Here is a 26,578-nt window from a genome sequence, read left to right on the forward strand (position 1 = left end):
TTATCGTAGCAGTCAACGCTGGTAGGTAATAACAAAAGACTGTCGCATTATTTTTTTAATGTGCTGCGTGAAACGAGTAAAATCATATACGTTAGTAAGCCGAATAATAACGTTATGAATAAAGAATGAAGTAAAGCGATATAAAGATTTAGCTTCGTCAGTACGACTAGCATCCCAGTTGTAGCTTGAAGAGCTACAATGATGAAGGCGATGATCCAACCCCAATAGATGATGCGTTGGTCTTTGTAATTGCGAATAGCGTGTACCATAATGATAGCTAACCAAATGATGATAATTGCTGCTGCGACTCGATGACCCATCTGTACCCACTCAAAAAGATTTCTTGGGAGTTCAAAGACATCATTTCGACAAAGTGGCCATTCTCCACACGCCAATCCAGATTCCGTATGGCGGACAAGTGCACCTGTATAAACAACTATATAGGAATACACGGATACGCCAATCGTATGCCACTTCATTTTCGTGCCGATACGCAACGTATCCGCATCGAATTTTTGGTCTACCTCGAAAATAAGAAGTGTTAGTAAAAGAACTGAGGCAAAGGAAATGAGCGAAATACCAAAATGTAATGCGAGTATGAAATCGCCTTGTCCCCATAATACTTGGGCAGCTCCAATTAATGCTTGTAGAACGAGGAAAAACACAGCCATGGAGGCCAAAAATTTAGTTTCTCGAATATGTCCCATTGCTTTCCAAGACCAGACGGCTAAAATGACGATAAATATTCCGACGGCACCTGTAACGAGTCGATGTGAAAATTCGATGAGTACTTCGGCAGTAATTTCATCAGGAATAAGTTGTCCATTACAACCGGGCCAATGCCTACCGCAGCCCATACCGCTATCGGTCTTTGTAACGAGTGCTCCGCCTAGTAGAATGAGGAGCATACCGATTGTTGAAGCAACAGCAAACCATTTTAAATACTTATTGTATCGCAAAAGAAAAACACCTTCTTTATAATTGTTGACCATTGTACAAAAGGTCCCTGCTTTTCTGATGATAACGAAAATAGTACGGAAAAACAATGACAAGTGATTAAAAATAGGTCGGTAGTCGCCCTTTTCACAAATTGTTCATAAAAAAGACGTTTTTACTTCACAAAAGGTATGTAGAAATGATTTACTATAGGTAGAGTACAGGAATACTTATGTAGATATTCTGTAGGAGTAGAGCAAGAGTTTGTTTTAGCTATAGAAAAAGTACCTAAGTTTCGATATAGTTAGTTAAAGCAGTGTTTACTAACACCTTTGAAAGGAGGGGAACTATGTCGAACAATAAAACTATTTCTGCAACTGAGTCGAATATTGCCACGACGTCTGTTTTAAAGGACTTTTTGGCATTGATTAAAATCGGGATTGTCAATTCTAACATGATTACGACATTTACTGGGCTGTTTTTAGCATTTCAATTCACTGGTAGAAACTTTCTCCACCATATAGATTTACTTGTATTTGCTCTTGGTGGATCGGGTTTAATTATTGCCGGTTCTGCTGCGCTTAATAACTTGATTGATCGGGATATCGATCCAATCATGACAAGGACAAAGTCTAGACCAACAGTTACGGGACGTTTCAAGGCCTCTTCTGTGTGGGCGCTCGCGTTCACATTTATCGTAGTTGGAGAAATAATGTTGTTTGCTGCATCACCGGCAGCCGCTCTTTGGGGGCTTGTAGGTATTTTTAGTTATGTTGTACTCTATTCGATGTGGTCGAAGCGGAGACATGTTAGCAATACCATCGTCGGTAGTATTTCGGGGGCTATACCACCTTTAATTGGTTGGGCAGCTGTAGAACCGGCACTTGGCGCAGGTGCATGGGCATTATTTTTAATCATGTTCATTTGGCAGCCTCCACATTTTTATGCACTTGCAATGCGTCGGACAGAAGAATACCGTGCGGTGAATATCCCGATGTTGCCTGTTGTTAAAGGCTTTGCAAGGACGAAAAAATCTATGTTAGCGTGGGTATTGTTTTTATTCCCATTACCATTTCTGCTGACAGAGCTCGGGATTGGCTTTCTCGTACTGGCCACCGCGTTAAATTTAGGATGGCTTTATTTAGCACTAAGGGGCTTTAAAGCGAAGGACGATCTCAAGTGGGCGTCTAGGATGTTCATCTATTCGCTGAATTACATGACAATCCTTTTTGTCGCCATGATTATTTTTTCGATTTTCATCTAACATCTGGAATTCTTTCTTTTGATAGGAATTCATATAGAGAGGTCAACAGTCCTCAGTAATAGAAAAACAATTTTTAGAAAGAGAGGTATCATTAAGCTATGATGAAAGGACTCAAAAAGTGGCGTCTCTTTTCTTTATTGACAGCTCTTACCGTGTTCTTGGCAGGGTGTGGTCAAGAAGAGCTATCTACGCTTCTTCCGGCTGGTCAAGTCGGACAGGATCAATTTAATTTATTGATGTTAACGGTAATAATCATGTCTGTGGTAATCCTTGTAGTAGTACTCATCTACGTTATTGCAATTGTTCGTTTTAGACGTTCAAAGCTAGGTGAAAAACATATTCCTGAACAAGTAGAGGGAAGTCATGCATTGGAATTAGTATGGACAATTATTCCAATTGTACTCGTTATAATTCTTGCGGTTCCAACCGTTTATTACGCATATAAGTTTGGTGATGTGGCGGCAATGGAGGCTGTTGATGAGGACGGTAATGCAGAGAACCTCGTCGTTGATGTAACAGCTAAGCTTTACTGGTGGGAATTTGAATACCCAAGTCTTGGAATTGTTACTGCACAAGAATTAGTTGTGCCAATGGATGAAAAAGTATACTTTAACCTGCTCTCAGCAGATGTAAAACACTCATTCTGGATTCCGGCAGTAGGCGGTAAGATGGATAATAACGTTGAGAACGTGAATAAGTTTTATCTCGTCTTTGAAAAAGAATCAAAGGATCTAAAAGATGGTGTGTTCTACGGTAAATGTGCTGAGCTTTGTGGCCCATCGCATGCACTGATGGACTTCAAAGTGAAATCAATGCCGCGTCCAGAATTTGATAAGTGGGTAACGGCTATGCAAGCTACGGATAATCGTGTTGCGGATGCAGCTACTACACAAGGTGAAGAGCTATTCCAACAAAGCTGTATCGGATGTCATGCAACTTCTGCAGTTGGTGAAACTGGCGCACTTGGACCAAACTTAGCATCATTCGGTGACCGTAATCGCGTCGCTGGCTTCATGGAACATAATAAAGAAGAATTAATAAACTGGATTTCCGATACTCAGAAATATAAACCAGGTAACACAATGCCATCAAATTATGGCGAGCAATTCTCCACTGAGGAACTCGATGCACTTGCAACGTATCTCATGGGGCTAAAAGTTGAACAATAATTATTACTGTTGTTAACATGATTTTGAAGGGGAGGTAAACAAATTGAGTTCAGTTGCTCAAAAGAAAAGCTTTGGCGCAACGTTATGGGACTGGATGACGACGGTTGACCACAAGAAGATTGGTATCCTTTATCTCCTTGGTGGAGGATTCTTCTTCATAGTCGGCGGTATTGAAGCCATGATCATTCGTATCCAACTTTTAAAGCCAAACAATGATTTTATCAGTGCAGGACTTTTTAATGAAGTTATTACCATGCATGGAACAACGATGATATTCCTAGCAGCCATGCCAATATTAATCGGATTTATGAACGTTGTCATGCCACTCCAAATTGGAGCGCGTGACGTAGCATTTCCATTCCTTAACTCATTAGGTTTTTGGATGTTCATCTTCGGTGGATTGTTCTTGAACGTTTCATGGTTCTTCGGACAGATTCCTGATGCAGGTTGGACATCTTACGCTTCACTGTCTCTCGCATCTGAAGGCCATGGCGTTGATTTTTATGCTATTGGTTTACAAATAGCCGGTGGTGGTACGTTAATGGGGGGGATTAACTTCCTCGTCACAATTATTAATATGCGTGCTCCAGGGATGACGTACATGCGTATGCCACTCTTTACATGGACTACGTTCGTTGCGTCAGCAATGATTTTATTTGCATTCCCACCACTTACGGTTGGACTATTCTTCCTGACATTCGATAGAATGTTTGGCGGTAACTTCTTTGACCATACGATGGGCGGTAACACAATTATTTGGGAGCATATCTTCTGGATATTTGGTCACCCTGAAGTATATATCTTAATTTTACCGGCTTTCGGTATTTTCTCAGAGATTTTCTCTATCTTCTCAAGAAAACGTCTATTCGGTTATTCGGCAATGGTATTTGCCACTGTGTTAATTGGTTTCCTTGGATTCATGGTTTGGGCTCACCATATGTTTACAGTTGGTCTTGGGCCAACAGCAAATGCAATCTTCTCGGTAGCTACAATGACCATCGCCATTCCAACAGGTGTGAAAATCTTTAACTGGTTGCTCACCATATGGGGCGGTAGTATCAAGGTTACAACGCCAATGCTTTATGCACTTGGTTTTATTCCATCATTCGTTATGGGTGGAGTAACAGGTGTTCAGGCAGGAGCAGCACCTCTTGACTATCAGTTACATGATACGTACTTTATCGTAGCCCACTTCCACTATGTAATTGTTGGTGGAGTTGTCCTTGGTATTTTGGCAGGTGTTCATTTGTGGTGGCCAAAAATGTTTGGAACAATGCTAAGTGATAAATTAGGTAAAATTGAGTTCTGGTTCTTTTTCATTGGTTTCCATATGACATTCCTAATCCAGCACTGGTTAGGACTATGGGGTATGCCACGCCGTGTTTGGACATATATGGACGGCCAAGGCTGGAACTTATCTAACGCGATCAGTTCTGCTGGGGCGCTATTCATGGCGATTGGTGTCATTACACTTGTTATAAACATCATTATTACAACGAAGAAAAATGTACGTGTTGGTAATGACCCATGGGGAGATGGACGTACGCTTGAATGGGCAATTTCATCACCACCTCCGTTTTATAACTTTGCTCAAACGCCATTGGTACGTGGACTTGATACGTATTGGATTGAGAAAATGGAAGGCAATAAATCAGGCATTACACCGGCAGAGCCTGTCTCAGACATTCACATGCCACATGGCTCAATTATTCCATTTTTCATGAGCTCTGGGTTATTCATCGCTGGATTTGGTGCAATGTTCCGTACGGAATATGCATGGGGTCTACCAGTTCTTATCATTGGTTTACTTTGGACGTTCATCGCAATGTCACTTCGTTCTGTGAAGGACGACTTGGGTTACCATGTTAAGAAAGAAGATATTTTGAAGGATTTAAAACGTGAAGGGGGTCAAAACTAATGGATTTGAATAAAAAATTCACCCCTGAGACGTGGCCGGAACACCCGGAAAAAGCAACTTTGGAAGCAAAGAATAAGTTTGTTGGTTTCTGGCTTTTCCTTGGTGGAGAGACAATCCTATTCGCTACACTGTTTGCAACATACTTGGCATTGAAAAATAAAGGACCAAGTGGTTTTGAATTTTCAACAGAAGAACTTTTTGAATTACCACTTGTATTGGTTATGACGATGCTTCTTTTAACATCTTCTTTGACAAGTGTTTATGCGATGTATCATATGAAGAACTACGATTTCAAGAAAATGCAGTTATGGCTTGCTATTACTGCACTACTTGGATTAGGGTTCTTGATGCTTGAAGTGTATGAGTTCGTACATTATGTTGGTCTTGGTTTTACTTTCGATAACAGTGCATTCAGTTCTGCATTCTATACACTTGTCGGGACTCACGGCTTCCACGTAGCAATCGGGCTTGTATGGATTACGCTACTGATTTTCCGTAACGCGAAGCGTGGATTGAATTTGTATAACGCGACGAAGTACTATACTTTCTCATTGTACTGGCACTTCATCGACGTTGTTTGGGTATTCATCTTCACTGTAGTCTATTTGATGGGAGTGATAGGTTAATATGGCGGACATTCAAGTTTATAAAAAGTCACCGGCTGAATTTGAGTTAGGACGTAAACGTGCAAAGAGCGCGATGCGTAATCAGATTATGATGTTTTCTCTTATGATCTTCCTGACTCTTATCTCATTTACAATGGTTACAGCTTTTGAAGTCGGAGTTGAAGGATTCACGAAATTCTTCATTATCCCGACACTCTTACTATTTGCTGCAGTTCAAATCGCATTACAATTATATTACTTCATGCATATGAACGAAAAAGGTCATGGCGTTCCCCAAATGTTTATGTTTACGGGTGCCTTGCTTGCGTTCACAGTTGTGTTAACATTCTCCACAATTGTTTGGTGGTAATTAACAGTCGCAAAAGCCTGTGAAGATTTTATCTTCTACAGGCTTTTCCTGTTTTTTAATTTGAATCAGAGGGAGTTCGAACTCCCTCTGATTCAAATTAAAGGAAGGCAACCCAAGTGCGCCACGTCCTGTGGCAACGGTTGCATGACCGACATCCTGTCAGCCCGCGGATGTCACAGATTTTCAAAGGAGCTTTTCGAGCGTGCTCGAAAAAATCTGGACGCAATTACGCCAAGGCGTAATTGATGTAGTAAATGTCATAGTTCGTACATTGAGTTACAACGCTATTCGTTTTATAATGGAGATAGAGTTTATGGAAGGAGTAATTGCAATGATGCCTTTAAGCATATTTGGATTTCGTGCACTGTGGAGCCCATGGTTTTTACTTATTATCATATTGGGCATCGCATTGTATTTATTTCTCGCGACAAAAATGCGCCATCGATTTGAAGGGACTGAATCACTTACACGCAAACAACTTGTGGCCTTTCTCTTATCAATGGTCTTACTGTATATCGTTAAAGGATCACCAGTCGATTTATTAGGACATATTTTATTTACGATGCATATGGTGCAGATGGCTTTGCTGTTACTATTAGTTGCTCCGTTATTAATTATCGGGATTCCTAACTGGATGTGGAAAAAAGTATTTGATGTGAAATTACTTGCCAACCTTATTAGTACTTTCACAAAACCTATTATTAGCATTATTCTATTCGTTGGTATGTTTTCGATTTATCACATTCCAATTATTTTGGATAATGTAAAACTAAGCGCCCCATTACACACCGCCTTTACGATTACATTGTTTTTGGCAGCGATGCTATTTTGGTGGCCTGTTATGAATACGTTAAAGGGCCAACCACAGCTTCATGGATTGAAAAAAATTGGTTATATTATTTTAAGTGCTATTTTAATTACGCCAGCCTGTTCGTTGATTATCTTTGTAGACGTACCTGTCTATGAAACCTATCAAAGTGGGGAATCATGGCTTAAAGCGATGGCGTTATGTGTGCCAGCGGGTACGCTAGCTGGACTTTCGGGGTTAGGTCTTTCAGGTCCTGAGATGTTTACGAATATGGCTACATTGACTGACCAGCAACTTGGGGGCATTCTTATGAAGGTTATCCAAGAAATTATTTATGTAGTTGTTCTTGGTAGCATTTTTATAAAGTGGTATAAGGAAGAGCAAGATAATGCGGAGGAAATTACAAAAAAAGCGTTATCAGATCTTGAACAACAACGATTAGCGATGCAACAGCACTAAATTACAGATAAGTGCTTGTAAGAAAAGGGGAACGGAACAAATGACTGTGCCATTACTGCCTACGATTAGTACGTTTTTGATTGTCCTTTCTGCTGTTTTCGTAGCAGTTGGATGGGGGCTTATTCGAAAAAAGAAAATAGAAGCGCATAAGAAAATGATGTTAGCAGCGGCAGTTTCTGCGGTTCTTTTTTTGATTATCTATATGTCTAGAAGCATCCTGGTCGGTAATACTGCATTTGCAGGTCCCGATCATTTGAAAATCTATTATACGATTTTCCTTGTCTTTCATATTATTTTAGCGACAACGGGTGCGGTGCTAGGAGCTATGATGATTTCTTGGGGCTTGAAAAATAATCTGGTGAAACACCGAAAAGTGGGGCCAACTGCAAGTGTCATTTGGTTCTTTACAGCGATTACAGGTGTTGCGGTCTATTTGCTTCTGTATGTTATTTATTCAGGCGGAGAGACAACATCAGTATTCAAGGCAATCTTCGGTCTATAAATAAAACATGCAGTTAGGATACATCCATTTTCACTGGATCATTTTCGGTTCGCTTTCGGAGAAATATTCACGACATAATTACCAAGGAGCAAGCATGGCTAAAAATGACTTCGTCATTCCTAGCCATGCTTTTTTCGGTAATCTTGTTATGAATAGTTGCCTGTCGCATACCTACATATCAAAACAACACGGTCATTGCATAGAAGATGTTCAATCCAAAGGGAGCCAAAATCAACTATACACGTAGTGATTGTGAGTATTATTAAATTCTAAAGTTCATTTTAATCATCCCGGCTTCACGTGCAGTCATCAGTAGAATCATGATAAAGGGACCGATAAATAAGCCGAAAATGCCTAATAGTTTTAACCCTATGAACATCGTAATGAGTGTTGGTAGCGGAGACAGTCCGATTTGGGAGCCCATTACTTTTGGTTCGACAGTTCGACGAATGATGAGTAAAATAATGGCGAGAATCGTTAACTTTGTTGCGGTACTGACATCCCCACTAATGTATAAATAAACCGCCCAAGGAGCTAGAATGATGATGGAGCCGAGAATTGGGATAATGTCGATAAACCAAATGACAAGCGCCATAATAACGGCGTATTTCGGTACAATGAGCAGTAGCCCGATGAATGTCACGATGAGGATGATGAAGCTAACGAGTAGCTGAGCCTTCAAGAAACCCAAGATGACAGAGTTGAGTTTGCTAATCATATAGCGAACTTTTTCAGCAGTTGAGGTTGTTAAATGCCTGAATAGCATTTTTTTTAATTCAGGAAGTTCGAGCATAAGAAGGAACAAGGCAACTAAAAAAACGATAAAGCTGACCAGGAAGTTTGGGATTTCAGTTAGGAGCATGAGCATTTTATCGTAATTGAGTAAATTTAGTATTGATTCCCGCATGGACTCAAAGATGTCCTTGAACTCTTTTCGGATAGGCTTGATGACTTCGTCGGGAAATATAGATGTAAATTGAAATAATTTGCTTTGACTATCTATCCATAGCCCTGCTAGTGAATTTAAATAATCAGGTGCCATCTTTGTCACCTTAATCATTTTGCCGATGAGTTGTGTAACCGTGTAATAAAGGAGGAGACCAAAAGCTGTTAAAATAAAAATAAAGACAGAAGTAACTGCGATTTTTCGATTCCACTTCCATTTCTTTTGTGTAAACGTAACAAGTGGATTCATGAGTATGGCCATTAGGAGTGCGGAAATGAGGGGAAGTGAAACAGGGATAATAAAAATGGCAATTAGAATCGCCATGATTATACCTATTGTTAAGATGAAATTACGTTTTGTAAGCCATTTTGCCAACAGTTATTCCCCCAATATATCCGACATATCTAGTACAATCATACCCAATTTAGAGGCGTTTCATTAGTTCAATTGATTTAAATCCGCTGATGGAACCAAATCAATTACACCACGGTATCATTGACTCATCTCATACCTGTGATATCTGGGGGGACTTTATTTTCATTCAGCGGAACATCCGCTGAATGAAAATAAAAAAACCGAAGACAATAAAGTCTTCGGCATGTCGCTCATCACTCATTTTTTCAGGTTATGGGGTAGTAACTCAGCGTGTACAGCTTTTAAAGTTGCAACACAATCTTTGACAAGACTTTCAGGGAAATATTCGTCTTCGCCGTATTCTACACCGTGTGGATAGTAATGCTTGCCAATGACTGGCTTTTTAAGGATCATGTCAGCGTGACGTGAATCAACGTTACCATCGATTGTGTAACTGAAGACACGTAAATAATATGTACCTTCTTTAATTACATATTTTTTATCAAATGTTGCTCTTTCGTAGTCCCACTGACCTCCACGGATCAGATTGTGTTTTAGCATAATGTCATCAACGATTGCCAGGTCGGCAACAATATTTTCGATGCCTGTATCTTCAATATACATAGTTCGTATCCTCCTTATATATCGTTCAGCCAATTCCCTATACCTATTTATAATAGAACAAATCGCCAGTAGTTGCAATGACAACATTGTGTCATCATTTGATTTTTGGTTAGAAGTAAGTCAAAGCTCAACATCTTTATCCCTTTGACGAAGTATAATAAAAGAAGGTATCATTTTGAGCATAATCGAGCGACGAATGAATTAAACTATGTATTGTTGAAAGTGGTGCAAAAAAATGAAAGTACTTTGGAAAATAGCGCTTTTACTAATTGTTGTGTTAGCGCTTTTTTATATCATGGATAATCGAGTAAAGGAAAATAAACCATTGGAATCGCCAGTGAAGCATGGCGTAGCCATACCAGTACCAGGTACTAATGATGGCTTACTACCAGAACGTGCAGAGAGACCAGATGCTGGCTTATCCTTATTTATTGGGCAATCAACAGAGAAACTTATTAGTGAAATGGGTAAACCGGACCGGGTTGAGCCATCTGAATATGGCTATGACTGGTGGATTTATAATCGAAATCAACAATTTATGGCTGGGGTAGTCGATGGCCGTGTGAACCAAGTGTATACGGCCGATGACTCTTCCGATGTCGCTCCTTTTGTAATCGGCCAGGAATCACAAGATATTTACCGCGTGACAATTGTGGAAACAGAAGTGGTTACAGAAATAGATGACAACATTTACACATTTTCATTGAATGGTGATGATGTGAAAACTCGACTGCTCATTGAATATGAAGGTGTCTATGCGCAATTGTATATAGATAGTGTCGATGAAATACTTGAAGCAGTGCGTTTCATCGACCCAATGACACTTGTTCTTCATCAGCCTTATGATATGTCCTATATGGGTGAAATTGTCACTCCACGCCGCCCTTCATCGAATATGCAGATGGAGGTAGACCGCGCAATGGAACGCCAAATTTTTGAATTAACGAATATATATCGGAAAAAACATGAAGTGGATGAAGTGTTTAGCGATTATTATTTAGGTGAGGTAGCTCGAAAACATAGTGAAGATATGGCCCTACAAAATTATTTGTCGCATGAATCTGCTAAGACAGGTAATCTTGCCGATCGGTTAAAAGAGGCCAAAATTGAGCATCGCAAAGCGGGGGAGAATATCGCTGCTAATTATGTAGATGCAATAGAAGCTGTACATGGGTGGCTCAATTCTTCTGCGCACCGTGATGTTTTGCTCGATAAGGATTTCACGCATCTCGGGACGGGCGTATATAGCGAGTACTACACACAGAATTTCGTTCGGATGTCGACAGTTGAAAAAAGGCAGCGGTAAATTACCTCGCTGCCTAAGGTGTAACCCATGTTCCTGACTCTAAACTAGCGATACCTCGTATATAAAGAGGTGTCGCTGTTTTTATAGCATGAAGTGCAGCACGCTTTTGGATAATCGGTCTGTCACAGTCGAGAAGCACGAGAAATTCATCCATTGTTAAGTGATCTAGTTTGTGATAACTTTCGACTTCACGTGGGTCATGGGTCATGACGCCTGGTACATCCTTGAAAAACTCAACGTGTGAGGCGTGGAGTGCTCCGGCTAGTGCGATAGCTGTCAAGTCACTGCCTCCACGGCCAAGTGTCATGATACGGCCTTCTTTGTCCATGCCTTGAAAGCCCGGAATGATGATACAGCGAGTCTGACTAAGGTTTTCAACGATTGAGGAAGTGTCGATATGACTAATGGTACCATCCCCAAAATCTCCAGCCGTCCATATCCCCGCCCTGACGCCATGTAGGATGGTATTTGTGACACCCGCCTGTGCTAATTCTGCAGATAATACTGCTGCCGCAATTAGTTCCCCACAAGACGCTACAAGGTCGCTTGCTGCTGGAGAGGATGAGAAGGCGTCTGTAAGTTGTAATAGGCTGTCCGTTGAATATGGATCACCGTAGCGACCAATCGCGGATACAACAATGATAACTTCGCCAAACTCCTGGAGTCCTTTTTTTATATGGTCTATGCAATTCAATCTCATCATTTCATCTTTCATCGCAACTCCACCGAATTTCTGGATAATCATAAAGGCTCCCAACTTTCTTCGTGTCGTTCATTGCGCTTTCTTCATACGATAAAGTATGTTCGCTCTCAATATATTCGCAGGCGTAGAAAATGTTCGGGAAGGGGAGAGTGGTGCTGCTTTTAACGGAGCTTTTAAAAGACTGGCCTTGCACGATAAGTGGAGGCGATATTAGAACGGAAGTCACGGGGATTACCGAAAATTCATCACGCATGAAAAAGGGATTCGTTTTCGTAGCTAGAAAAGGAGGGCGCGATGACGGAGCACTTCATATTCGGCAGGCAGTTGGGCAAGGGGCTGCTGCGATTGTTATTGATCGAACGGATTTGACTGAACTATCGCTCGATGTGCCAGTTGTCATTGTACCGGATTGTAAGTTGTTCATAGCTCATGCGAGCGCACGTCTTGCTGGTTACCCGGCTAGGCGTATGAAAGTTATTGCAGTCACTGGAACGAATGGCAAAACGACAGTGACCCATTTTATCGGTCAATTATTGAAGTGTCTTGGCAATCGTCCGGCGGTTATCGGAACGACGGGCGTTTTTATGGATGGTGTAAAACAAGAAATCGACAGCCCCAAAATGACGACGTTACCTGCTGAATACCTCCATCCTTTATTAAAAAAATGTGAAAAGGCAGGGATTACCCATATTGTACTAGAGGCTTCATCACTTGGATTGGTAACTAAACGCTTGGCATATTGTGAAATTGATATCGGTATTTTGCTGAATATCGGTACGGATCATTATGAAGAACATGGTGGAAAGCTTGCTTATATACAGGCGAAAAAGCAACTTAGCCAGATGGTGGCAACGATGATTGTCAATCAGGAAGATGAACAATGCCTGCAAATGATGCAGGACGTGACAATTCCGGTTGTTTCATTTGGGATGACTCCATTGTCAGATATTTGTGTGCCTGATTTGTATAAATATTTCGAGATTCGGGGGCACTATAATTATATGAATGCACTCGCGGCAATTAGTGCACTACATGTACTTGGATACAGGTTGGAGGATATTATCCAGCATTGTCAGCAGCTGCAACTTCCTGAGGGGAGATTACAGCAATTGGAACGGGATGGCGTGAAGGTTTATATCGACTATGCGCATACCCCTGATGCGCTCCAAGCGGTGTTATGCACTCTTTCGACATCTTGTTACGGTAAACTGATAACGGTGTTTGGCTGTGGTGGTGAGCGTGATAAAGGGAAGAGGGCGAAGATGGGGGAGCTTGCCGTCCTTTATTCGGCGAATGTGATTGTGACATCCGATAATCCAAGAAATGAAGACCCGCTTGCGATTATTACAGATATATTGGAGGGGTTCGGAGGTGATTGTTCTGCTGTTGAAGTAATGCTCGATCGAAAACATGCGATTCGCAAGGCGATTTTTAGTGCAGCACCTGGCGATACTGTACTCATTGCGGGGAAGGGACATGAAAAAACGCAGCATACGGCGGATGGACTGCTGCCATTTTCAGATTTTGAAGAAGCTAAGCTCGCCCTTTTTGAGAAAACTTTTTTAGATTTTAACTGAATTCAGCAGAAGTACCCCTTTACTAAAATTTGCGGGATGAATGTGCAGTCTTCTTCGAATTCAGTGGGCTTCAAACCCAAGCTGAATTAAGTTAAGCCTCCGGCGGATGTCACAGATTTTTCAAGGGAGCTTTTCGAGCAAGCTCGAAAAAAATCTGGACGCAATTTCGCCAAGGCGCAATTGATTGAAATTAATCCTCCAAAGGTGCATCACAGCTTGCCAATCTGTTATGATAGGCAGTGATGGGAGGGATCATTAGATGCTAATGACCGACGAGTGGATGACCATCATTGAGCAGGCTGAAGGGCTGGCAGAGATGTTGCTAACTTCAGAAGTGGTAGCAGAGTACCGCAAGGCTTATGATGATGTCTATTCAGATACTGCACTAGTCGCAGAGATACAGACGTTTACAGTGATGAAGGAACGATATGAGGAAGTTCAGCGATTCGGAAGATACCATCCGGATTATAATATAGTAATGAAAAGCATTCGTGTCCAAAAACGTGATCTCGACATGAACGAACAGGTTGCTGCACTTCGATTGGCAGAAAATGATGTCCAATATTTATTCGATCAAATAGGTTCGATTGTTGCGAAATCAGTGTCGGATACGGTGAAGGTACCTGCCGAAAGTGCATTCTTTTCGGGGTCTTCTTGTGGCGATAGTGGTTGTGGTACAGGTGGAAGCTGTTCGTGTTCTGCTTAACAATAAACAACTTTGTTTGATGATGATGCTTTTATGTTTTATTACTTTGGAACGCATTGGATTGAATAAATGCTGTACAATGACCATATTTTAAGTAGGGAGGAATGTGACGTATTCGCATTCCTCCCTATTTTTTCGGTAATCGATTGGCTGTCGTTCATTCGTAGCTCTCCAAAGGAAATGCAACTCAAAGTGCTAATGCTTTTTGAGAATAAGGGAACAGAGGAATTCTAACTACGTAAAAGCGGCCAAAGATACAATTTTGGCCGCTGTCGTTTTGATTAATGGCTTTTTCAATTGTTATTTAAGGAAATGTTTATTACAGCAAATGAAATGTACAATTCTTGACCTACTTTTCACCACGGAATGATAAACTGTTTACCATTTCAAACCTTCTAGATGACCAAAGAGAAGAAATCATTTTTTTGAATATAAAAGTGTTATACTTGTTTTACAATTTTGATTAGTTTCAAAAAAACACAGTTTACTGCAATCGGGCCATTTTGTGGCATTATACTATTCTTTCTGGACAGTAAAATAAATCATCTCACTATCAATATTTTGCATTTAGAAAAGTGGTATCACTATGTCTAAAACCATGTTTTCATTAATAGCGGGGATACTCGTTGCTTGGTTGGCTATAAGTTTATTTACAAAAGAATTTGATGGCAATTACTTGTTTACATTATTGATTGGGGTTCTTTTAGGGTACCAGGCAAAAAAAATAGAGAAAAAGAGCGAACAATAATTAGGTTAATATAGGTGCCACAAATGGGCGCGATTGTTATACAACTTTGTGTTGCAATCAGGCCAACTTACTGAATGAACTAGTGGAGGGGTAACGTGGGGTATTACTACAATAGTTATTTAAACGTGCTTAAAAGAGAATTTATGTTTGTTATAATCGCATTTGGTTTGTTGGCTATAACTTTTTTTATTTGGGCTGGCGTCCCAGTATTTATCATTGGCAGTGCTGTGGCTAGTTTAACAACTAGTCAATTCCTAGTTAATTTATGTATTTCATTTTCAGTTGCTATAATTTTTTCTTTATACTTTTTACCAATCAATTTGAAAGTTGCACATGATATAGCAGTTACAAAAAAACGTAGTTCATATAATTCATTCATGCGAATAGAAGTTATGTGGATATTAGTTATTGCAGGGATTTTACAAATAATTTTAAGTGTCGTTCTTCGATAATCGGGCGCGATTGTTTACAACTTTGTGCTGCAATCGGGCCATTTAATTGAGGAAGGCTTATCGAACTAACGGGGCAGTTTAGTTGAACAAGAAATTGGAATCAAATTGTTATGGTAAAATTTATTGGAGGTGACATTTATGTATGCAGCAAGTATGTTAGGTATTTTTTCTTTATTGATTACTATTGCAGTACCCGTGTTATTGGTCTTTCTATCAATATGGATTTATCAGATTAAAAAAAATAGCGAAAATCAGGTTGAGCAAAATAAGGAAATTATCCAACTGTTAAAGAAAGATAGGACTTGATAATTATTAAAATAAACTTGTTATTCAACTAACGGGTAGCTTTACTTGAAGATCATTGAGCTACTTCTCTTTTTTCTTATTGAACTAACGGAGCAGTTTAGTTGAACAAGAAATCGGAAAATATAGAAAAGAAAACTCGCTTAGAGAAATTGCTATAGACATAGTAAAGGGGAAAAGTGTGAATTTTAGGAATGATAATAGTATAATTTTCTTGTATTAGAGGAACTTGAACATGCAATTATATCCAGTTAAGATATATATGTTATACCAATCTCAGCAAAAATGAAGGGGGAAGAAATCATTATGTTAGACGATCCAAATGATTACACCAATCATCCAGACGATAAAGAAGGTAATTGGGATTACGATTCAATGCCAGATCTCCAAGAATATTTCGAAAAAGACGGCGGCAATCTTGACCGATTTAACAAGGATTATGATAAATGGGAAGAAAAACAATATGAAAAAGAAGATAAATTAAGAAAGGGTTAGGGATTATGGAAGTTAAAATTGAAAAAAAATGTCCAAGTTGTAATGGTAGTGGTTACGATTTTGAAGATATGGTGGGCAATGTGATAGATGTGATGGCACTGGCGAAATAGACTATCGGGTGCTTTAGTTCAATAACGAACTTCCACAATCGGGCGAGATTGTGGAAGATCATAAGCCTAATTCCTCTCTGGAAATACGGATGGATTGGGCTTTTCTACCTTTTAAAAATCTTAACATTAACGTTGTAATTCGCCCATTTTGGCGTTACCACATTGTTAAATGTGTTGGCGGTAAGGTGGGATTTATTGGTGATCACTGGAAAATAGCATGGCGGAAGTGGTACATCTCTAATCAGGTGTAACTTTTTATTAACTTTACGAGGATTTAAGAAGCAAATACTGTGTTCAACGTGCTATAGTTCCCGAAATTTCATCTTCGGGAACTTACTCACTATACACAAAGAAATCTGTTCCCTTCTTCTCAAGAAATAGTATTTTTCACTTGATCATTGGAGGTACGCGACAGACAATGATGTACAACAAGATGACCGAAAAAGATGTGTCCAGAAATGACAAAGTCATCTCTAGACACATCTTTCCCACGTTTATTCTGTCGTCCATCAATTGCCGAAAGCAAACCGGAAATGATCAAGTGAAAAAGGTTGCCATCGTATCGGATAGTCGATGCGCTGGCAACCTTTTAATTATTCCCCAATATGCTCTTGAATAATTTTCATGACCATAGCTGGTCGATCGGTGATGAAGCCGCTTGCACCGATGGATAATAATTTAATGAGTGAATCTTGCTCAGTGACATCCTCGAAATAGACGCGCACATTCAATCGTTTTAAGAAGTGGATAAAATTTTCTGTACCCAGCGGGAACACGCCTAGTTTTTCAGAAACTCTAAACAAATCGGCACGCGGATTATATAAATGACCTAATTTACTAGTGAAGGCTGCATAGGCTTTTTTTACTTCCCCATCACCCGCCCCAGTAGCTACCCGGTTTTGAGCATATAAATTGAATCTATCCGTCTGCTCATCATAAGATCCAGTCACAGCCACACGATCTTCAGCGTCAAGCTCATTAAGCAGTCCCCACAGTTTGGAAGGCATTAAACTTCCTTCATACGTGTCAGGTGAATCTTTTAGATTAATAGCGATTAACATGTGTGGAAACTGTTCCAATAATTCACGTAAAGTGACGATTTTTTCCCCTAACCCTCGATAGGGATAGTGACCGGCTTCATCTTCGAAACGATAGCCTGCATCCGCTTTTTTTAATTCGCTTAGTGTGTAGTCAGTGATTTTACCGGAGAAATCTGTCGTGCGATCAGCAAATTCATCATGGAAGACTATAATTTCTTCGTCTTTCGTTAACCGGATATCGACGGCAAATCCATGCACGCCGAGTTCCGCCGCCTTTGAAAAAGCGGCTAGTGTATTTTCTGGTGCTTCTAAATGGCCACCATGATAAGCGAGAACGACTGGTTTGTCAAAGTTGAGTGCTTCTTTATCTTCACGTGGAATAGGTTTTGCAACCACTTTAGAGGCGGCCCAAGCAGCGACACTTGCCGCACCTACTGCACCTACCGTAAGAGCTACTTTTGTTTTTCTACCCATTAAGGATCCCCCTCATTTACATATACTTTTTTATTATAAGGCAAAAGGATGATGCTGTCAGCAATGTATATGAGGATACAGTGAACTTATTGCCTAGTTTCGCATTCCTATGGTATTGTATGGGATAAGGAAAGAGGGGAAATTTATGGTCGAACGACAAGGAATTATCGTCTATCTTCAACATTTAAAACAGGCAAAATCATTTCGGAAATATGGGCATGTCCATTATATATCTCGTAAAATGAAGTACGTCGTCCTTTACTGCAATAAGGAGGATGTCGATACTGTTATAAGCAAAATAGAACGTCTTCCTTCAGTAAAAAAAGTGCTACCATCTTATCGGCCTTTTGTGAAAACTGAATATGAAAATGCCAAGCCAGATAAGGCGAAGGAATACGACTATAAGGCTGGATTATAAAATTTAACGTAAAGGTGGAAGAAGATTGTTTAGCCGTAAAATACCTGTCACATATTGAAAGAACAAAGTGCGTTCTTCGAATTCTGACGAGTGCTTCAATTCAATGTAAACAGGTGTACTGCCCGCTTTTTCAGCAGCTTCTTCAAATAATAATCTACGTTTCGATTTTAGATGATCCTGTTGGATGATTCCCTCCCTACAAATATAGACAGGCATGAAAAATCCTTCATTTGCAGGGGCGAAGGCGACTGCCAATGATAGTGCATGTCCAGATGCTGTAGGTGCAGCAAGAATGAAAGTCTTATGTAAGCGACTTCTGTTTGTATGGATAAGCTCACATAATTCGTACACATCTCCAAAGCCTTCTCCGAGCTCTATAAATTGTTGATTTAATATCATACATAACACTACCTTTCTAAATTACGCCAATTATAACATGCATAGGAGTGTAGAACTTGAAATTTATCGGACGGACAGTTGTTCTTCTTCTAATTGTAAACATCCTTCTTGTTTATATGCATTATAAGCAAGCGGGAGATGTCATTGCGAAGGACTCAGGCACGCCAACATATCAGCAGGAAATTGAAGTGATGAATCGTTCAGATGCCTTGTATATTCGGCATCATTTTAGCGGTTTATCGCAAGGACGTCATGAAATTATTTGGCCAGAAGCAAGCGCAGATCGTTCGTGCTATGCCCTAGATGCCATTTCTTGTGGCCGTCTAGATGCTAGTTTAACTGCATTCGTGGACGGTGATAATGAAAAACAATCTATTTCATACAAAATACCTAAAGAAAATTCCGAGTCGCAAGCAATGCTGTACCATGAACCGTTTGTAACACTTCAAGGAGCAACAGTCACCTCAACCTTATTCCATATTACTGACGAAACAAGATCAGGGGGCATGTGGGTGAACGGTTTGGAGCAAGTCGGTTCCAAACAAATGGATCTGATCGATTATACCTTTTTCCAGGGTTCGGGAGGAGTACAGGATTTATATTGGCAGCAAAATAGCTTACCTCTTGTTTATGAAGGGGAAAAGTTGGCTGTCTATGGACCTGCAGGCCATACTGAACAATTCGAAGCGGTTGACGCGGCTCTAAAGACGATTGGGGCTGATCACTCAGCTATCGTCATTGATCAGACGAGTATAGCTGTTCAATCACAGCGATTTATCGTTTCAGAAAATGCGGATATTGATAAAGCTTCAACTCTATTTTTAACATCCGCTATGGCTGCGCGCTATTCAATTCCACAGCAGGAACGTTTACTTGTTGAGGTAGTCGCCTCTATTTTAGGTGATAAGGCAATAGGTGCTGAGCAATCCCGCCAGGCATATGACAAGCTGATTGTCGCACTTACTCCAGAAGAGCTTGCTCTTTTAAAAGAAGTAGTAAATAGTAAAGCGGGTCAAGAAATGAATGCGACTATTTTGGATGATTTAATTAAAGAAGTGACGGGCTTTAAGACATCTTATTTTAAGACAGCAATTCAAAAAGACACGGCAGATCATCTATTCCTTTTTGAAGATACGCGGGAAGTACGAGTGGATGGTACAAGCTATGCAGATATCGGTATTGTTTTGAAAGATGGCAAATCGCTGTATCCTGCAAAGTCTATTTTAAGTCATCTAGGCTATACCGTTACGGCAAACGAACAATCCCTGTACATTGAAAAAGAAGGTAGAAAGTTTAGATTTCCAAGAAAAGAGCCGTTTTATGTATATAATGAACGGAAATTTGATGTTAGAACGTCACCGTTTGAAGTGTTATCAGATGAAGTTTACTTTGAAGAAAGTTGGTTTAGGCGCTTATTCCTCCTAACGATTGATAAAACGGCAGAGACAATTGATATCGTTAATTTATCAACGGTGCTAGAGGAGGTCATAGAGTGAGGGTTGTTGCAGGAACACGAAAAGGTATTCCTCTGAAATCATTAGCGGGGACAGAAACACGCCCAACATCCGATAAAGTGAAGGAATCCATTTTCAATAGAATAGGTCCATACTTTGACGGGGGAGTAGCAGTTGAATTGTTTGGCGGTAGTGGCTCATTGTCTCTTGAGGCGTTATCAAGAGGCGTGGATGAAGCTTTTATATTTGAGAAAAATGTAAAAGCATGTGCTGTTATTAAGGCCAATGCGGAAAAATGTCGTTTTACGGAACAATTACATATCCAACGAGCAGATGCAAGGAGCTCGGTTGCAGTTTTAAAGGCATCGACTAAGAAGGCAAAGTTATTGTTTATTGACCCTCCTTATGCGGAAACGGCATTTTATGATTTAGTAGAGGACTTCGTGGCAGCAGATTTACTGACGGATAATGCGGCTATTATTTGTGAGCATGATAAGCAATTGGTGTTACCAGAATCATATGGTTCTTATCACAAAATTAAAAGTTCAGTCTATGGAAATAGCGCTGTATCTATTTATGAGAAATGAGGTTTCACGAATGTCTAAAATAGCGGTTGTACCGGGAAGTTTCGATCCATTGACAAATGGGCATCTTGATATTATTAAGCGGGCGGCACGAGTGTTTGGTCAAGTCAATGTCGTCGTTATGAATAATTCAGCAAAGAATTCGCTTTTCACAGCTGAAGAGCGAGTGGAACTGATTCGAGTTGTAACAGCTACAATTCCAAATGTAAAAGTAGAGACATCTGCTGGGTTAATGATTGATTATGCAAAAAAAGTCGGAGCGACGGCTGTTGTTCGTGGTCTGCGGGCTGTTACAGATTTTGAATATGAAATGCAAATCACATCGATGAACCGTGTGCTTGACGAAACGATTGAAACGTTTTTCATCATGACGAACAATCAGTACTCATTTTTGAGCTCAAGTATTGTTAAAGAAGTGGCCAAGTATGGCGGTGCTATATCTGAGCTAGTACCAAAACAAGTTGAAGAAGCTTTGAAAAGGAAATTTGAAGTGTGAAGAGTGGTAGTGGTTATGGTGAAAGTAACTTTTCGCCATAACCTTTTTTATTTGGCGGAAAACGCCGACTGTACGGAATGAAACCTTCCACCGATTAAATTAATAAATTAAGAAAAAGATAAAGGGGACTAGAATGACACTCCATATTCGCCCGATAATATAAGGAAGCATGGAAATGTTGCAGGTTTTGGCGATAACGAACACTTGCATATGAATACTAAGTCCGTTGAGTGAGATGATTGCGGCGATGAGAAAAGGAAAGATGGGTTGGCCATAAAAATGGTCAGTTGCAGATTTAACGCCAGATGTCATTTCTAAAAAAGATAAGGCAAATGTATTGGCGATGCCTGTATCGACTGAAAATGCAGTAGTGCCAATTGTTGATAGCACCATTCCGAGAGAAGAAAAGAAAATAACAGTCGTTGCGACAAGGATAATGACTGTTGAACTTTCCTTAATGGCGTCAAGTAGTGGTATACTATTATTATTTTTTAGTTGTTGGTTAGGGAGAGTGTCAGAATCAGTTGGCCGTAGCAGGAGTAAAAGAGAAATTAAAAAAAATAAAATATTGGCGATGTGGATGGCGACTAGTAATTTCCAACCGGTGCTAATGTCTCCGAAAAGCTCTGTGCCGACGAATCCGATGATGAACATGGGTCCAGGCGCATGGCAGGCAGCGAGTAGTAAACTACTTTGTCGCTGCGATAATTCACCGTTCTTCATCATTTCTGTCACCGTGACAGCTCCGACTGGAAATCCACCAAATGATCCAAGCACGTAGGCTTTAACATAGCGGCGCCATTTAGCTTTTTGTGGTGCTGGACTTGGTATTTTTAATAGCCATTGTGTCAAAATGATATAGGGGAGTAAATAAGGGAGCAATGCATGGACGAAAAGTTGGGTGCCGGCCACAGCTCCATCGTGTGCGATGGACGGTTGCCAAATGAAAAGAATGATGAATCCCCAAATAACGGCAATATTTATTGTGTTTGTTAGACGAGCAGGTATTCTATTTTTCAAGCATTTGACCCCTCTCAAATGTGAATTCTGTATGATATAATTGCTGAAATTATATTTTTTTTACTGTCACACTTATATATATGATAAGAAAGTACAGGCTATTAACGGAGGTGCATCTAAATGGCAAAGAAGAAACTTGGCGCAATGGGCGTTGTGCTCGTCATTTTAGCAATTTTACTTGTTTATCCGATGGACACCTATATATCACAGCCAGGTGGTGCATATAGTTTGGAGCCGTTTGTTGAAGTGGTAGGTGGGGATGACGATGACGAAGGGACTTTCAGTCTTATGACAATTTCCGTCGCCAAAGCAACTCCTTTTTCCTATTCATTGGCAAAGTTTTCGGATAAGAAAAAAATCCTTCCTGCTAATAAAGTTAGAAAAGACGGGGAAGACGATAGAGAATATAATATAAGGCAGAAAAGAATGATGTCGGGTTCGCAGTTTAGTGCTATTACTGTTGCCTATGAAAAAGCGGAATTACCTGTCGAAATCCAATTTAACGGAATTTTTGTCATGCTGGTACTTGAGGAAGGTGCAGCAGCTGGTTTGTTAGAGGCGGGAGATCGAATCCATGCAGTGGACGGAGTTCTTCTTGAAAAATCGGGCCAGTTTTTCGAACAAATGTCTGGAAAGAAAATGGATGACGAAGTTTTACTCTCTGTAGAAAGAGACGATAAGCTAAGGGATGTACCGATTACTTTAAAAGAAATTCCAGGCAGTGAAGGGCGTCCAGGACTTGGTGTCCAGTTTGAGGAAGACCGAGTGCCTATTACAGATCCAAAGGTAGAATTTCAAACGTCCAATATCGGTGGACCTTCTGCGGGATTGATGTTCACACTTGAGATTATGAACCAGTTGCTCGATGAAGACTTAACGAAAGGCTACAATATCGCAGGTACGGGAGAAATGCTGGAGGATGGCACTGTCGGGCGGATTGGTGGGGCGGATTTCAAGGTTATTGCTGCCGCTCGTAAAGATATTGATATTTTCTTTGCACCTGATGATGATTTGCCTGAGGAAGTGAGAAAGCGAAATCCAGGTATTCTCACAAATTATGAAGAAGCGGTCGAAATGGCTGAAAAAATAGGTACGAAGATGAAAATCATACCCGTGAAAACAATCGATGATGCACTGGATTACTTGGATGGTTTAGAAGAAAAATAAAGATAATGGCGCCTCATAGGAAAAATCCTGTGAGGCGCCATTGTTCATACAATTATGGGGTGCCTATCGTAATCAGTACCAATTCGGGAATCTGCAGTTCCGTTACTGATGCCCAGCGCATACATATTTGCTGCATGGATATCAGCCGTTAAGGATGGGTTTGAAAAGGCGGCGGCTCTGCTTACAACAGGCAGCTGAAGATTTTTTTTATGTTCATTCAAATAAAGTCTCCCTGCTTGTGTCATGCCGAGTAGTCGTAAATAGGATGGATCAGATATATCGCGACGCATGGCATATGTGAAGCCGGTAAAAATATGTGTCAACATGCGCTGAATACGGGTCCACGTATATCTTTTGGATTTCACTTCACTCATGAACCCTTCGAATGTTCCATGATGGCTTGCTGCCCGGTATAGTAGGTTCTCAATGCCTTCTGTAATATCAGCAATTGTTCTAAGGCGTTCGGGCCCTTCACGTAAAATGGTGAAGCGTAGCAGCGGGTAGAAGGACGACCAATTACCGAATGCCTGCTGAGTCGCCTGCCAGTCAAGTAGACCTTGTTGTGTCATTGGTGGGATGAAATCTGACACTGTTGACAACGTATCCGAATCGAAAAATGATTTACGGATGCCGGTGGCACTTGCGATTTGATTGCCAACAATTGCATCATCATGGTATTGCGCAACGATGCGTGGAATTGTTGTAGCTGTCATCGTTGAGTTGATGTCTAAAGCTGATTGCATATAGTGAAAACCTAAAATGTTATTAGGCTTTGACAAATCAGCAAGTGCACCTTGAATATTAGTGGAGTTGGCAGCTGCGATATAAGCTTCGTTTAAAGCTTTTGGATAACTTAGTCCTCGGCTCGTTGCTTCTATTATAATTTGTTCATATTGAGTCCCTGCTTGTTGAATAAGGAGAAGGCTTCTTTCTAGTGGCTCAATATCTCCATCCTCGCTGCCGAAACAAAAAGCGCTGCATTGTGAAGCGTCTAACAGCTGAATAGCACCCTTGGCGAAGATTGGGGCGCTAGCTGTAGCAAATGCGTAAGGAAGCTCAAAAACGATGTCGACGCCATTAGACAGCGCCATTTTAGTACGCGTCCATTTATCGACGAATGCGGGCTCTCCACGTTGTAGGAAATTACCACTCATGACGGCAATAACAATATCCGCTCCAGTTATTTTTTTAGCTTGCAAGGCGTGATAGGCATGTCCATTGTGGAATGGATTATATTCAACAACAATCCCTGTTGCTTTCAAAGTGCTCCCTCCTTTGTTACAATGTATTGTAATTATACCTATGTGGCTGATGAAGTGACAAGAAAATATCTTGACATCCCTTTTCACCCATTATATAATCAACATTGTTGTCTTGAGGTGATAGACATGAAATGGTCAATCCATCAATTACAGAAATACAGGCAAGGCGCGATGCCGCTTGACGAAGCTGTCGACCTTGAATCCGTTAAGAAACGGAATCCGGAGATCCGGAATATTACGCCTGTCCGCGTTACCGGAAGTTGTACAATCGGTTCTAAGAAATTGACCTGCCGATTCCGGCTTGAAGGTACAATGACATTGCCTTGTTCCCGTACATGGGAAGACGTAGATTTGCCGTTTGTAATCGAAGCTGATGAACAATTTAGCTGGGATGAAACGGTTCTCGCAGCAGACGATGAAATCCATCCCGTAGTGGGAGAGACCATCGATCTGACCCCTGTCTTTGAGGAGCTCGTCCTCCTTGAAGTGCCGCTTCAAATTTTCAGCCCTAACGCTGATGATATGGTGCAGGCAAAAGGACAAGGCTGGTCATATACAACCGACGAGGCGTACAATGCCAAACTCCGCGAGGAAATGGCAACGAAAGTGGATCCAAGACTTGCCGGTTTGGCAAAATTCTTTGAATCCAAGGACGAATAAGGCGAACGTAAGGAGGTGCCCCAGATGGCTGTACCAAAAAGAAGAACATCCAAAACAGTTAAAAACAAGCGCCGTACGCATTATAAATTGCAAGTACCGGGAATGACTACTTGTACTAACTGTGGCGAAATCAAGTTGGCTCACCGCATTTGTAAATCATGCGGTCAATACAAAGGAAAAGAAGTAATAGGCGAATAATAAGATTTGTCTATAAGGCTACCGTGAGACCATGGCTCACGGTAGCCTTTTTTCTATTTTAGAAAGCTTACTACCGGATAGAGTGTTTTTATTACCGCATAGAAAACAAATACTACCGCATAGACACCATTTACTACCGTTCAACAATTTTCAGCCCACTTTAGCAAAGATTCACGTATACTTACTATAAAAAAGGGGGAATGGACATGCCTTATAAGATTGAAATTGAAAAAGGGATTGCTACATTCACAATCAACCGGCCTGAAATGCGCAATGCGGTCAATGCGGACGTGATGACAGGGCTGGAACAATTCCTTAATCAAATTGAGGATAATTTGGATATTGCTTATGCCGTTATTACAGGTGCAGGCGACCGAGCCTTTTGTTCGGGAGGCGACTTAGCAGAATTTCACGGTTTTCGGACAGCGGATGAGGCATTCCCGATGTTAAGCAAAATGGCGGGTCTATTATATCGCGTTGCTACATTACCAATGCCGGTAATTGCTGTCGTTAACGGTGCGGCCGTCGGTGGTGGTTGTGAAATTGCGACAGCCTGTGATTATCGACTCGTATCATCGAGTACGAAAGCTGGATTCATCCAGGGGACATTGGCGATTACGACGGGTTGGGGAGGCGCAACACTACTATTCGAAAAAGATGGAAAGCATGACCGAGTATTTCGTTTGCTGTCAGAGGCAGAAGTCCATACAGCAGACCAGTTATTAGCTGCGGGTTGGGCAACGGAGCTCTATGAAGGTGATGCTGAAGAGGGCTTGAAACATTTCTTAACGAAAATGTTGACGATCCACCCATCGGTTCATCGTGCTTATAAAACCATTGCTATTCGCAAGTGGACGGCTGATTTTATGCGTGATCGTATGTTAGAAGAAGCGCGTCAATGCTCGCTTTTATGGGAAAGTGAAGCGCACCATAAGGCAGTAGAACAATTTCTAACAAAAAAATAACTGCACACTTTTAAGCCATGGAAAAATATTTTTTAAGACAAGGGTTGAAAACGGTTTCATTTATCGTTTACACTAAAGAAGGAAGG

At 40.7% G+C, this 26,578-nt stretch carries 30 protein-coding genes; 22 read left to right on the forward strand and 8 right to left on the reverse strand.

Translation table 11 applies throughout. The features are described 5' to 3' along the window. Positions 1 to 47 precede the first annotated feature (47 nt). A complete protein-coding gene (locus tag MKZ10_RS07105) occupies positions 48 to 959 on the reverse strand; it encodes a heme A synthase (protein ID WP_342509198.1) in 912 nt (303 codons plus the stop codon). Between the two features lie 326 nt (positions 960 to 1,285). On the opposite strand from MKZ10_RS07105, the gene cyoE reads away from it, so the two are divergent. The 7 genes from cyoE to MKZ10_RS07140 all read left to right on the forward strand — a co-directional run bounded on the left by cyoE (position 1,286) and on the right by MKZ10_RS07140 (position 8,031). After that, a complete protein-coding gene (gene cyoE, locus MKZ10_RS07110) occupies positions 1,286 to 2,200 on the forward strand; it encodes a heme o synthase (protein ID WP_342509200.1) in 915 nt (304 codons plus the stop codon). 98 nt (positions 2,201 to 2,298) lie between these two features. After that, complete coding sequence (gene coxB / locus MKZ10_RS07115; protein ID WP_342509203.1) at positions 2,299 to 3,369, forward strand: cytochrome c oxidase subunit II; 1,071 nt, start codon at positions 2,299 to 2,301, stop codon at positions 3,367 to 3,369. A 43-nt stretch (positions 3,370 to 3,412) separates the two neighbouring features. Further along, positions 3,413 to 5,287: a cytochrome c oxidase subunit I gene (locus MKZ10_RS07120; RefSeq protein WP_342509205.1), complete on the forward strand. Its 1,875-nt coding sequence runs from the start codon at positions 3,413 to 3,415 to the stop codon at positions 5,285 to 5,287. After that, a complete protein-coding gene (locus tag MKZ10_RS07125) occupies positions 5,287 to 5,913 on the forward strand; it encodes a cytochrome c oxidase subunit 3 (protein ID WP_342509207.1) in 627 nt (208 codons plus the stop codon). The genes MKZ10_RS07120 and MKZ10_RS07125 overlap by 1 nt, the downstream gene beginning before the upstream one ends. A gap of 1 nt (position 5,914) precedes the next feature. Next, complete coding sequence (locus MKZ10_RS07130) at positions 5,915 to 6,262, forward strand: cytochrome C oxidase subunit IV family protein (protein ID WP_342509209.1); 348 nt, start codon at positions 5,915 to 5,917, stop codon at positions 6,260 to 6,262. Positions 6,263 to 6,464: 202 nt separating this feature from the next. Further along, entirely contained in the window at positions 6,465 to 7,529 is a 1,065-nt protein-coding gene (gene ctaG / locus MKZ10_RS07135; protein WP_342509211.1) for a cytochrome c oxidase assembly factor CtaG, read from the forward strand. 40 nt (positions 7,530 to 7,569) lie between these two features. Next, positions 7,570 to 8,031 (forward strand): DUF420 domain-containing protein, encoded by a 462-nt coding sequence (locus tag MKZ10_RS07140; RefSeq protein WP_342509213.1) that lies wholly within the window; start codon positions 7,570 to 7,572, stop codon positions 8,029 to 8,031. A gap of 262 nt (positions 8,032 to 8,293) precedes the next feature. Here the strand turns inward: MKZ10_RS07140 and ytvI are convergent, their stop codons facing one another. Together ytvI and MKZ10_RS07150 are read right to left on the reverse strand one after the other, a co-directional pair. After that, positions 8,294 to 9,352 carry a sporulation integral membrane protein YtvI gene (gene ytvI, locus MKZ10_RS07145; RefSeq protein ID WP_342509215.1) on the reverse strand — a complete coding sequence of 353 codons (1,059 nt, stop codon included), beginning with the start codon at positions 9,350 to 9,352 and terminating at the stop codon, positions 8,294 to 8,296. A 237-nt stretch (positions 9,353 to 9,589) separates the two neighbouring features. Further along, the gene (locus tag MKZ10_RS07150) at positions 9,590 to 9,955 is read right to left on the reverse strand and encodes a YugN family protein (protein WP_203246112.1); all 366 of its coding nucleotides are present in this window, start codon (positions 9,953 to 9,955) and stop codon (positions 9,590 to 9,592) included. Positions 9,956 to 10,190: 235 nt separating this feature from the next. Between MKZ10_RS07150 and MKZ10_RS07155 the strand changes: the two genes are divergently transcribed. Continuing rightward, positions 10,191 to 11,261 (forward strand): CAP-associated domain-containing protein, encoded by a 1,071-nt coding sequence (locus MKZ10_RS07155; RefSeq protein ID WP_342509218.1) that lies wholly within the window; start codon positions 10,191 to 10,193, stop codon positions 11,259 to 11,261. Positions 11,262 to 11,274: 13 nt separating this feature from the next. Here the strand turns inward: MKZ10_RS07155 and MKZ10_RS07160 are convergent, their stop codons facing one another. Continuing rightward, positions 11,275 to 12,006: an aspartate kinase gene (locus MKZ10_RS07160; RefSeq protein WP_342509220.1), complete on the reverse strand. Its 732-nt coding sequence runs from the start codon at positions 12,004 to 12,006 to the stop codon at positions 11,275 to 11,277. 107 nt (positions 12,007 to 12,113) lie between these two features. On the opposite strand from MKZ10_RS07160, the gene MKZ10_RS07165 reads away from it, so the two are divergent. The 6 genes from MKZ10_RS07165 (at position 12,114) to MKZ10_RS07190 (ending at position 16,245) form a co-directional block, all read left to right on the forward strand. Then, entirely contained in the window at positions 12,114 to 13,541 is a 1,428-nt protein-coding gene (locus MKZ10_RS07165; protein ID WP_342509222.1) for a UDP-N-acetylmuramoyl-L-alanyl-D-glutamate--2,6-diaminopimelate ligase, read from the forward strand. Between the two features lie 259 nt (positions 13,542 to 13,800). Further along, a complete protein-coding gene (locus MKZ10_RS07170; RefSeq protein ID WP_342509225.1) occupies positions 13,801 to 14,247 on the forward strand; it encodes a YlbF family regulator in 447 nt (148 codons plus the stop codon). Positions 14,248 to 14,833: 586 nt separating this feature from the next. Further along, positions 14,834 to 14,995 (forward strand): hypothetical protein, encoded by a 162-nt coding sequence (locus tag MKZ10_RS07175; protein WP_342509228.1) that lies wholly within the window; start codon positions 14,834 to 14,836, stop codon positions 14,993 to 14,995. A gap of 95 nt (positions 14,996 to 15,090) precedes the next feature. Further along, positions 15,091 to 15,447, forward strand: coding sequence for a hypothetical protein (locus MKZ10_RS07180; RefSeq protein ID WP_342509229.1), 357 nt, complete (start codon positions 15,091 to 15,093; stop codon positions 15,445 to 15,447). A gap of 138 nt (positions 15,448 to 15,585) precedes the next feature. Next, positions 15,586 to 15,753 (forward strand): hypothetical protein, encoded by a 168-nt coding sequence (locus tag MKZ10_RS07185; RefSeq protein WP_342509231.1) that lies wholly within the window; start codon positions 15,586 to 15,588, stop codon positions 15,751 to 15,753. 303 nt (positions 15,754 to 16,056) lie between these two features. Next, positions 16,057 to 16,245, forward strand: coding sequence for a hypothetical protein (locus tag MKZ10_RS07190; protein ID WP_342509233.1), 189 nt, complete (start codon positions 16,057 to 16,059; stop codon positions 16,243 to 16,245). 703 nt (positions 16,246 to 16,948) lie between these two features. On the opposite strand, the gene MKZ10_RS07195 is transcribed toward MKZ10_RS07190, so the two are convergent. Then, positions 16,949 to 17,869 (reverse strand): glycerophosphodiester phosphodiesterase family protein, encoded by a 921-nt coding sequence (locus MKZ10_RS07195; RefSeq protein WP_342509236.1) that lies wholly within the window; start codon positions 17,867 to 17,869, stop codon positions 16,949 to 16,951. Positions 17,870 to 18,014: 145 nt separating this feature from the next. On the opposite strand from MKZ10_RS07195, the gene MKZ10_RS07200 reads away from it, so the two are divergent. Next, on the forward strand, positions 18,015 to 18,287 hold the full coding sequence (locus tag MKZ10_RS07200; protein WP_342509238.1) for a DUF2129 domain-containing protein: 273 nt from the start codon (positions 18,015 to 18,017) through the stop codon (positions 18,285 to 18,287). A 3-nt stretch (positions 18,288 to 18,290) separates the two neighbouring features. Here MKZ10_RS07200 and MKZ10_RS07205 read toward each other — a convergent pair whose 3' ends face one another. Then, the gene (locus MKZ10_RS07205) at positions 18,291 to 18,686 is read right to left on the reverse strand and encodes a methylthioribose kinase (protein ID WP_342509240.1); all 396 of its coding nucleotides are present in this window, start codon (positions 18,684 to 18,686) and stop codon (positions 18,291 to 18,293) included. A gap of 56 nt (positions 18,687 to 18,742) precedes the next feature. Between MKZ10_RS07205 and MKZ10_RS07210 the strand changes: the two genes are divergently transcribed. Genes MKZ10_RS07210 through coaD form a run of 3 tightly spaced genes read left to right on the forward strand, consistent with a single transcriptional unit; the run spans position 18,743 to position 21,220 of the window. Further along, the gene (locus MKZ10_RS07210) at positions 18,743 to 20,182 is read left to right on the forward strand and encodes a hypothetical protein (RefSeq protein WP_342509242.1); all 1,440 of its coding nucleotides are present in this window, start codon (positions 18,743 to 18,745) and stop codon (positions 20,180 to 20,182) included. Further along, on the forward strand, positions 20,179 to 20,727 hold the full coding sequence (gene rsmD / locus MKZ10_RS07215) for a 16S rRNA (guanine(966)-N(2))-methyltransferase RsmD (protein ID WP_342509244.1): 549 nt from the start codon (positions 20,179 to 20,181) through the stop codon (positions 20,725 to 20,727). The genes MKZ10_RS07210 and rsmD overlap by 4 nt, the downstream gene beginning before the upstream one ends. 10 nt (positions 20,728 to 20,737) lie before the next feature. Further along, entirely contained in the window at positions 20,738 to 21,220 is a 483-nt protein-coding gene (gene coaD / locus MKZ10_RS07220; RefSeq protein ID WP_342509246.1) for a pantetheine-phosphate adenylyltransferase, read from the forward strand. A 99-nt stretch (positions 21,221 to 21,319) separates the two neighbouring features. Here coaD and MKZ10_RS07225 read toward each other — a convergent pair whose 3' ends face one another. Next, positions 21,320 to 22,240, reverse strand: coding sequence for a hypothetical protein (locus MKZ10_RS07225; RefSeq protein ID WP_342509248.1), 921 nt, complete (start codon positions 22,238 to 22,240; stop codon positions 21,320 to 21,322). Positions 22,241 to 22,360: 120 nt separating this feature from the next. Here MKZ10_RS07225 and MKZ10_RS07230 point away from each other — a divergent pair, with 120 nt between their 5' ends. Continuing rightward, a complete protein-coding gene (locus tag MKZ10_RS07230) occupies positions 22,361 to 23,407 on the forward strand; it encodes a SepM family pheromone-processing serine protease (protein WP_342509250.1) in 1,047 nt (348 codons plus the stop codon). Between the two features lie 44 nt (positions 23,408 to 23,451). On the opposite strand, the gene MKZ10_RS07235 is transcribed toward MKZ10_RS07230, so the two are convergent. Further along, positions 23,452 to 24,669 carry a nucleotidyltransferase gene (locus MKZ10_RS07235; protein WP_342509253.1) on the reverse strand — a complete coding sequence of 406 codons (1,218 nt, stop codon included), beginning with the start codon at positions 24,667 to 24,669 and terminating at the stop codon, positions 23,452 to 23,454. Positions 24,670 to 24,795: 126 nt separating this feature from the next. Here MKZ10_RS07235 and MKZ10_RS07240 point away from each other — a divergent pair, with 126 nt between their 5' ends. From MKZ10_RS07240 to MKZ10_RS07250, 3 genes are all read left to right on the forward strand, one after another. After that, positions 24,796 to 25,329 carry a YceD family protein gene (locus tag MKZ10_RS07240; protein WP_342509255.1) on the forward strand — a complete coding sequence of 178 codons (534 nt, stop codon included), beginning with the start codon at positions 24,796 to 24,798 and terminating at the stop codon, positions 25,327 to 25,329. A gap of 24 nt (positions 25,330 to 25,353) precedes the next feature. Continuing rightward, positions 25,354 to 25,527 (forward strand): 50S ribosomal protein L32, encoded by a 174-nt coding sequence (gene rpmF, locus MKZ10_RS07245; protein ID WP_179391303.1) that lies wholly within the window; start codon positions 25,354 to 25,356, stop codon positions 25,525 to 25,527. A gap of 206 nt (positions 25,528 to 25,733) precedes the next feature. Next, on the forward strand, positions 25,734 to 26,492 hold the full coding sequence (locus tag MKZ10_RS07250; RefSeq protein ID WP_342509259.1) for an enoyl-CoA hydratase/isomerase family protein: 759 nt from the start codon (positions 25,734 to 25,736) through the stop codon (positions 26,490 to 26,492). Positions 26,493 to 26,578 lie beyond the last annotated feature (86 nt).

Origin of the sequence: Sporosarcina sp. FSL K6-2383, from assembly GCF_038618305.1 — a bacterium.
Taxonomy (GTDB): domain Bacteria; phylum Bacillota; class Bacilli; order Bacillales_A; family Planococcaceae; genus Sporosarcina.

Bases quoted from the DNA above. Each gene is read 5' to 3' on its own strand.
- MKZ10_RS07170 (WP_342509225.1), top strand. From the start codon at position 13,801: ATGCTAATGACCGACGAGTGGATGACCATCATTGAGCAGGCTGAAGGG.
- cyoE (WP_342509200.1), top strand. From the start codon at position 1,286: ATGTCGAACAATAAAACTATTTCTGCAACTGAGTCGAATATTGCCACG.
- coaD (WP_342509246.1), top strand. From the start codon at position 20,738: ATGTCTAAAATAGCGGTTGTACCGGGAAGTTTCGATCCATTGACAAAT.
- MKZ10_RS07200 (WP_342509238.1), top strand. From the start codon at position 18,015: ATGGTCGAACGACAAGGAATTATCGTCTATCTTCAACATTTAAAACAG.
- MKZ10_RS07125 (WP_342509207.1), top strand. From the start codon at position 5,287: ATGGATTTGAATAAAAAATTCACCCCTGAGACGTGGCCGGAACACCCG.
- MKZ10_RS07250 (WP_342509259.1), top strand. From the start codon at position 25,734: ATGCCTTATAAGATTGAAATTGAAAAAGGGATTGCTACATTCACAATC.
- MKZ10_RS07190 (WP_342509233.1), top strand. From the start codon at position 16,057: ATGTTAGACGATCCAAATGATTACACCAATCATCCAGACGATAAAGAA.
- MKZ10_RS07130 (WP_342509209.1), top strand. From the start codon at position 5,915: ATGGCGGACATTCAAGTTTATAAAAAGTCACCGGCTGAATTTGAGTTA.
- MKZ10_RS07240 (WP_342509255.1), top strand. From the start codon at position 24,796: ATGAAATGGTCAATCCATCAATTACAGAAATACAGGCAAGGCGCGATG.
- MKZ10_RS07155 (WP_342509218.1), top strand. From the start codon at position 10,191: ATGAAAGTACTTTGGAAAATAGCGCTTTTACTAATTGTTGTGTTAGCG.
- MKZ10_RS07185 (WP_342509231.1), top strand. From the start codon at position 15,586: ATGTATGCAGCAAGTATGTTAGGTATTTTTTCTTTATTGATTACTATT.
- rpmF (WP_179391303.1), top strand. From the start codon at position 25,354: ATGGCTGTACCAAAAAGAAGAACATCCAAAACAGTTAAAAACAAGCGC.
- MKZ10_RS07140 (WP_342509213.1), top strand. From the start codon at position 7,570: ATGACTGTGCCATTACTGCCTACGATTAGTACGTTTTTGATTGTCCTT.
- MKZ10_RS07205 (WP_342509240.1), bottom strand. From the start codon at position 18,686: ATGATATTAAATCAACAATTTATAGAGCTCGGAGAAGGCTTTGGAGAT.
- MKZ10_RS07175 (WP_342509228.1), top strand. From the start codon at position 14,834: ATGTCTAAAACCATGTTTTCATTAATAGCGGGGATACTCGTTGCTTGG.
- MKZ10_RS07160 (WP_342509220.1), bottom strand. From the start codon at position 12,006: ATGATTATCCAGAAATTCGGTGGAGTTGCGATGAAAGATGAAATGATG.
- MKZ10_RS07230 (WP_342509250.1), top strand. From the start codon at position 22,361: ATGGCAAAGAAGAAACTTGGCGCAATGGGCGTTGTGCTCGTCATTTTA.
- MKZ10_RS07150 (WP_203246112.1), bottom strand. From the start codon at position 9,955: ATGTATATTGAAGATACAGGCATCGAAAATATTGTTGCCGACCTGGCA.
- coxB (WP_342509203.1), top strand. From the start codon at position 2,299: ATGATGAAAGGACTCAAAAAGTGGCGTCTCTTTTCTTTATTGACAGCT.
- MKZ10_RS07195 (WP_342509236.1), bottom strand. From the start codon at position 17,869: ATGGGTAGAAAAACAAAAGTAGCTCTTACGGTAGGTGCAGTAGGTGCG.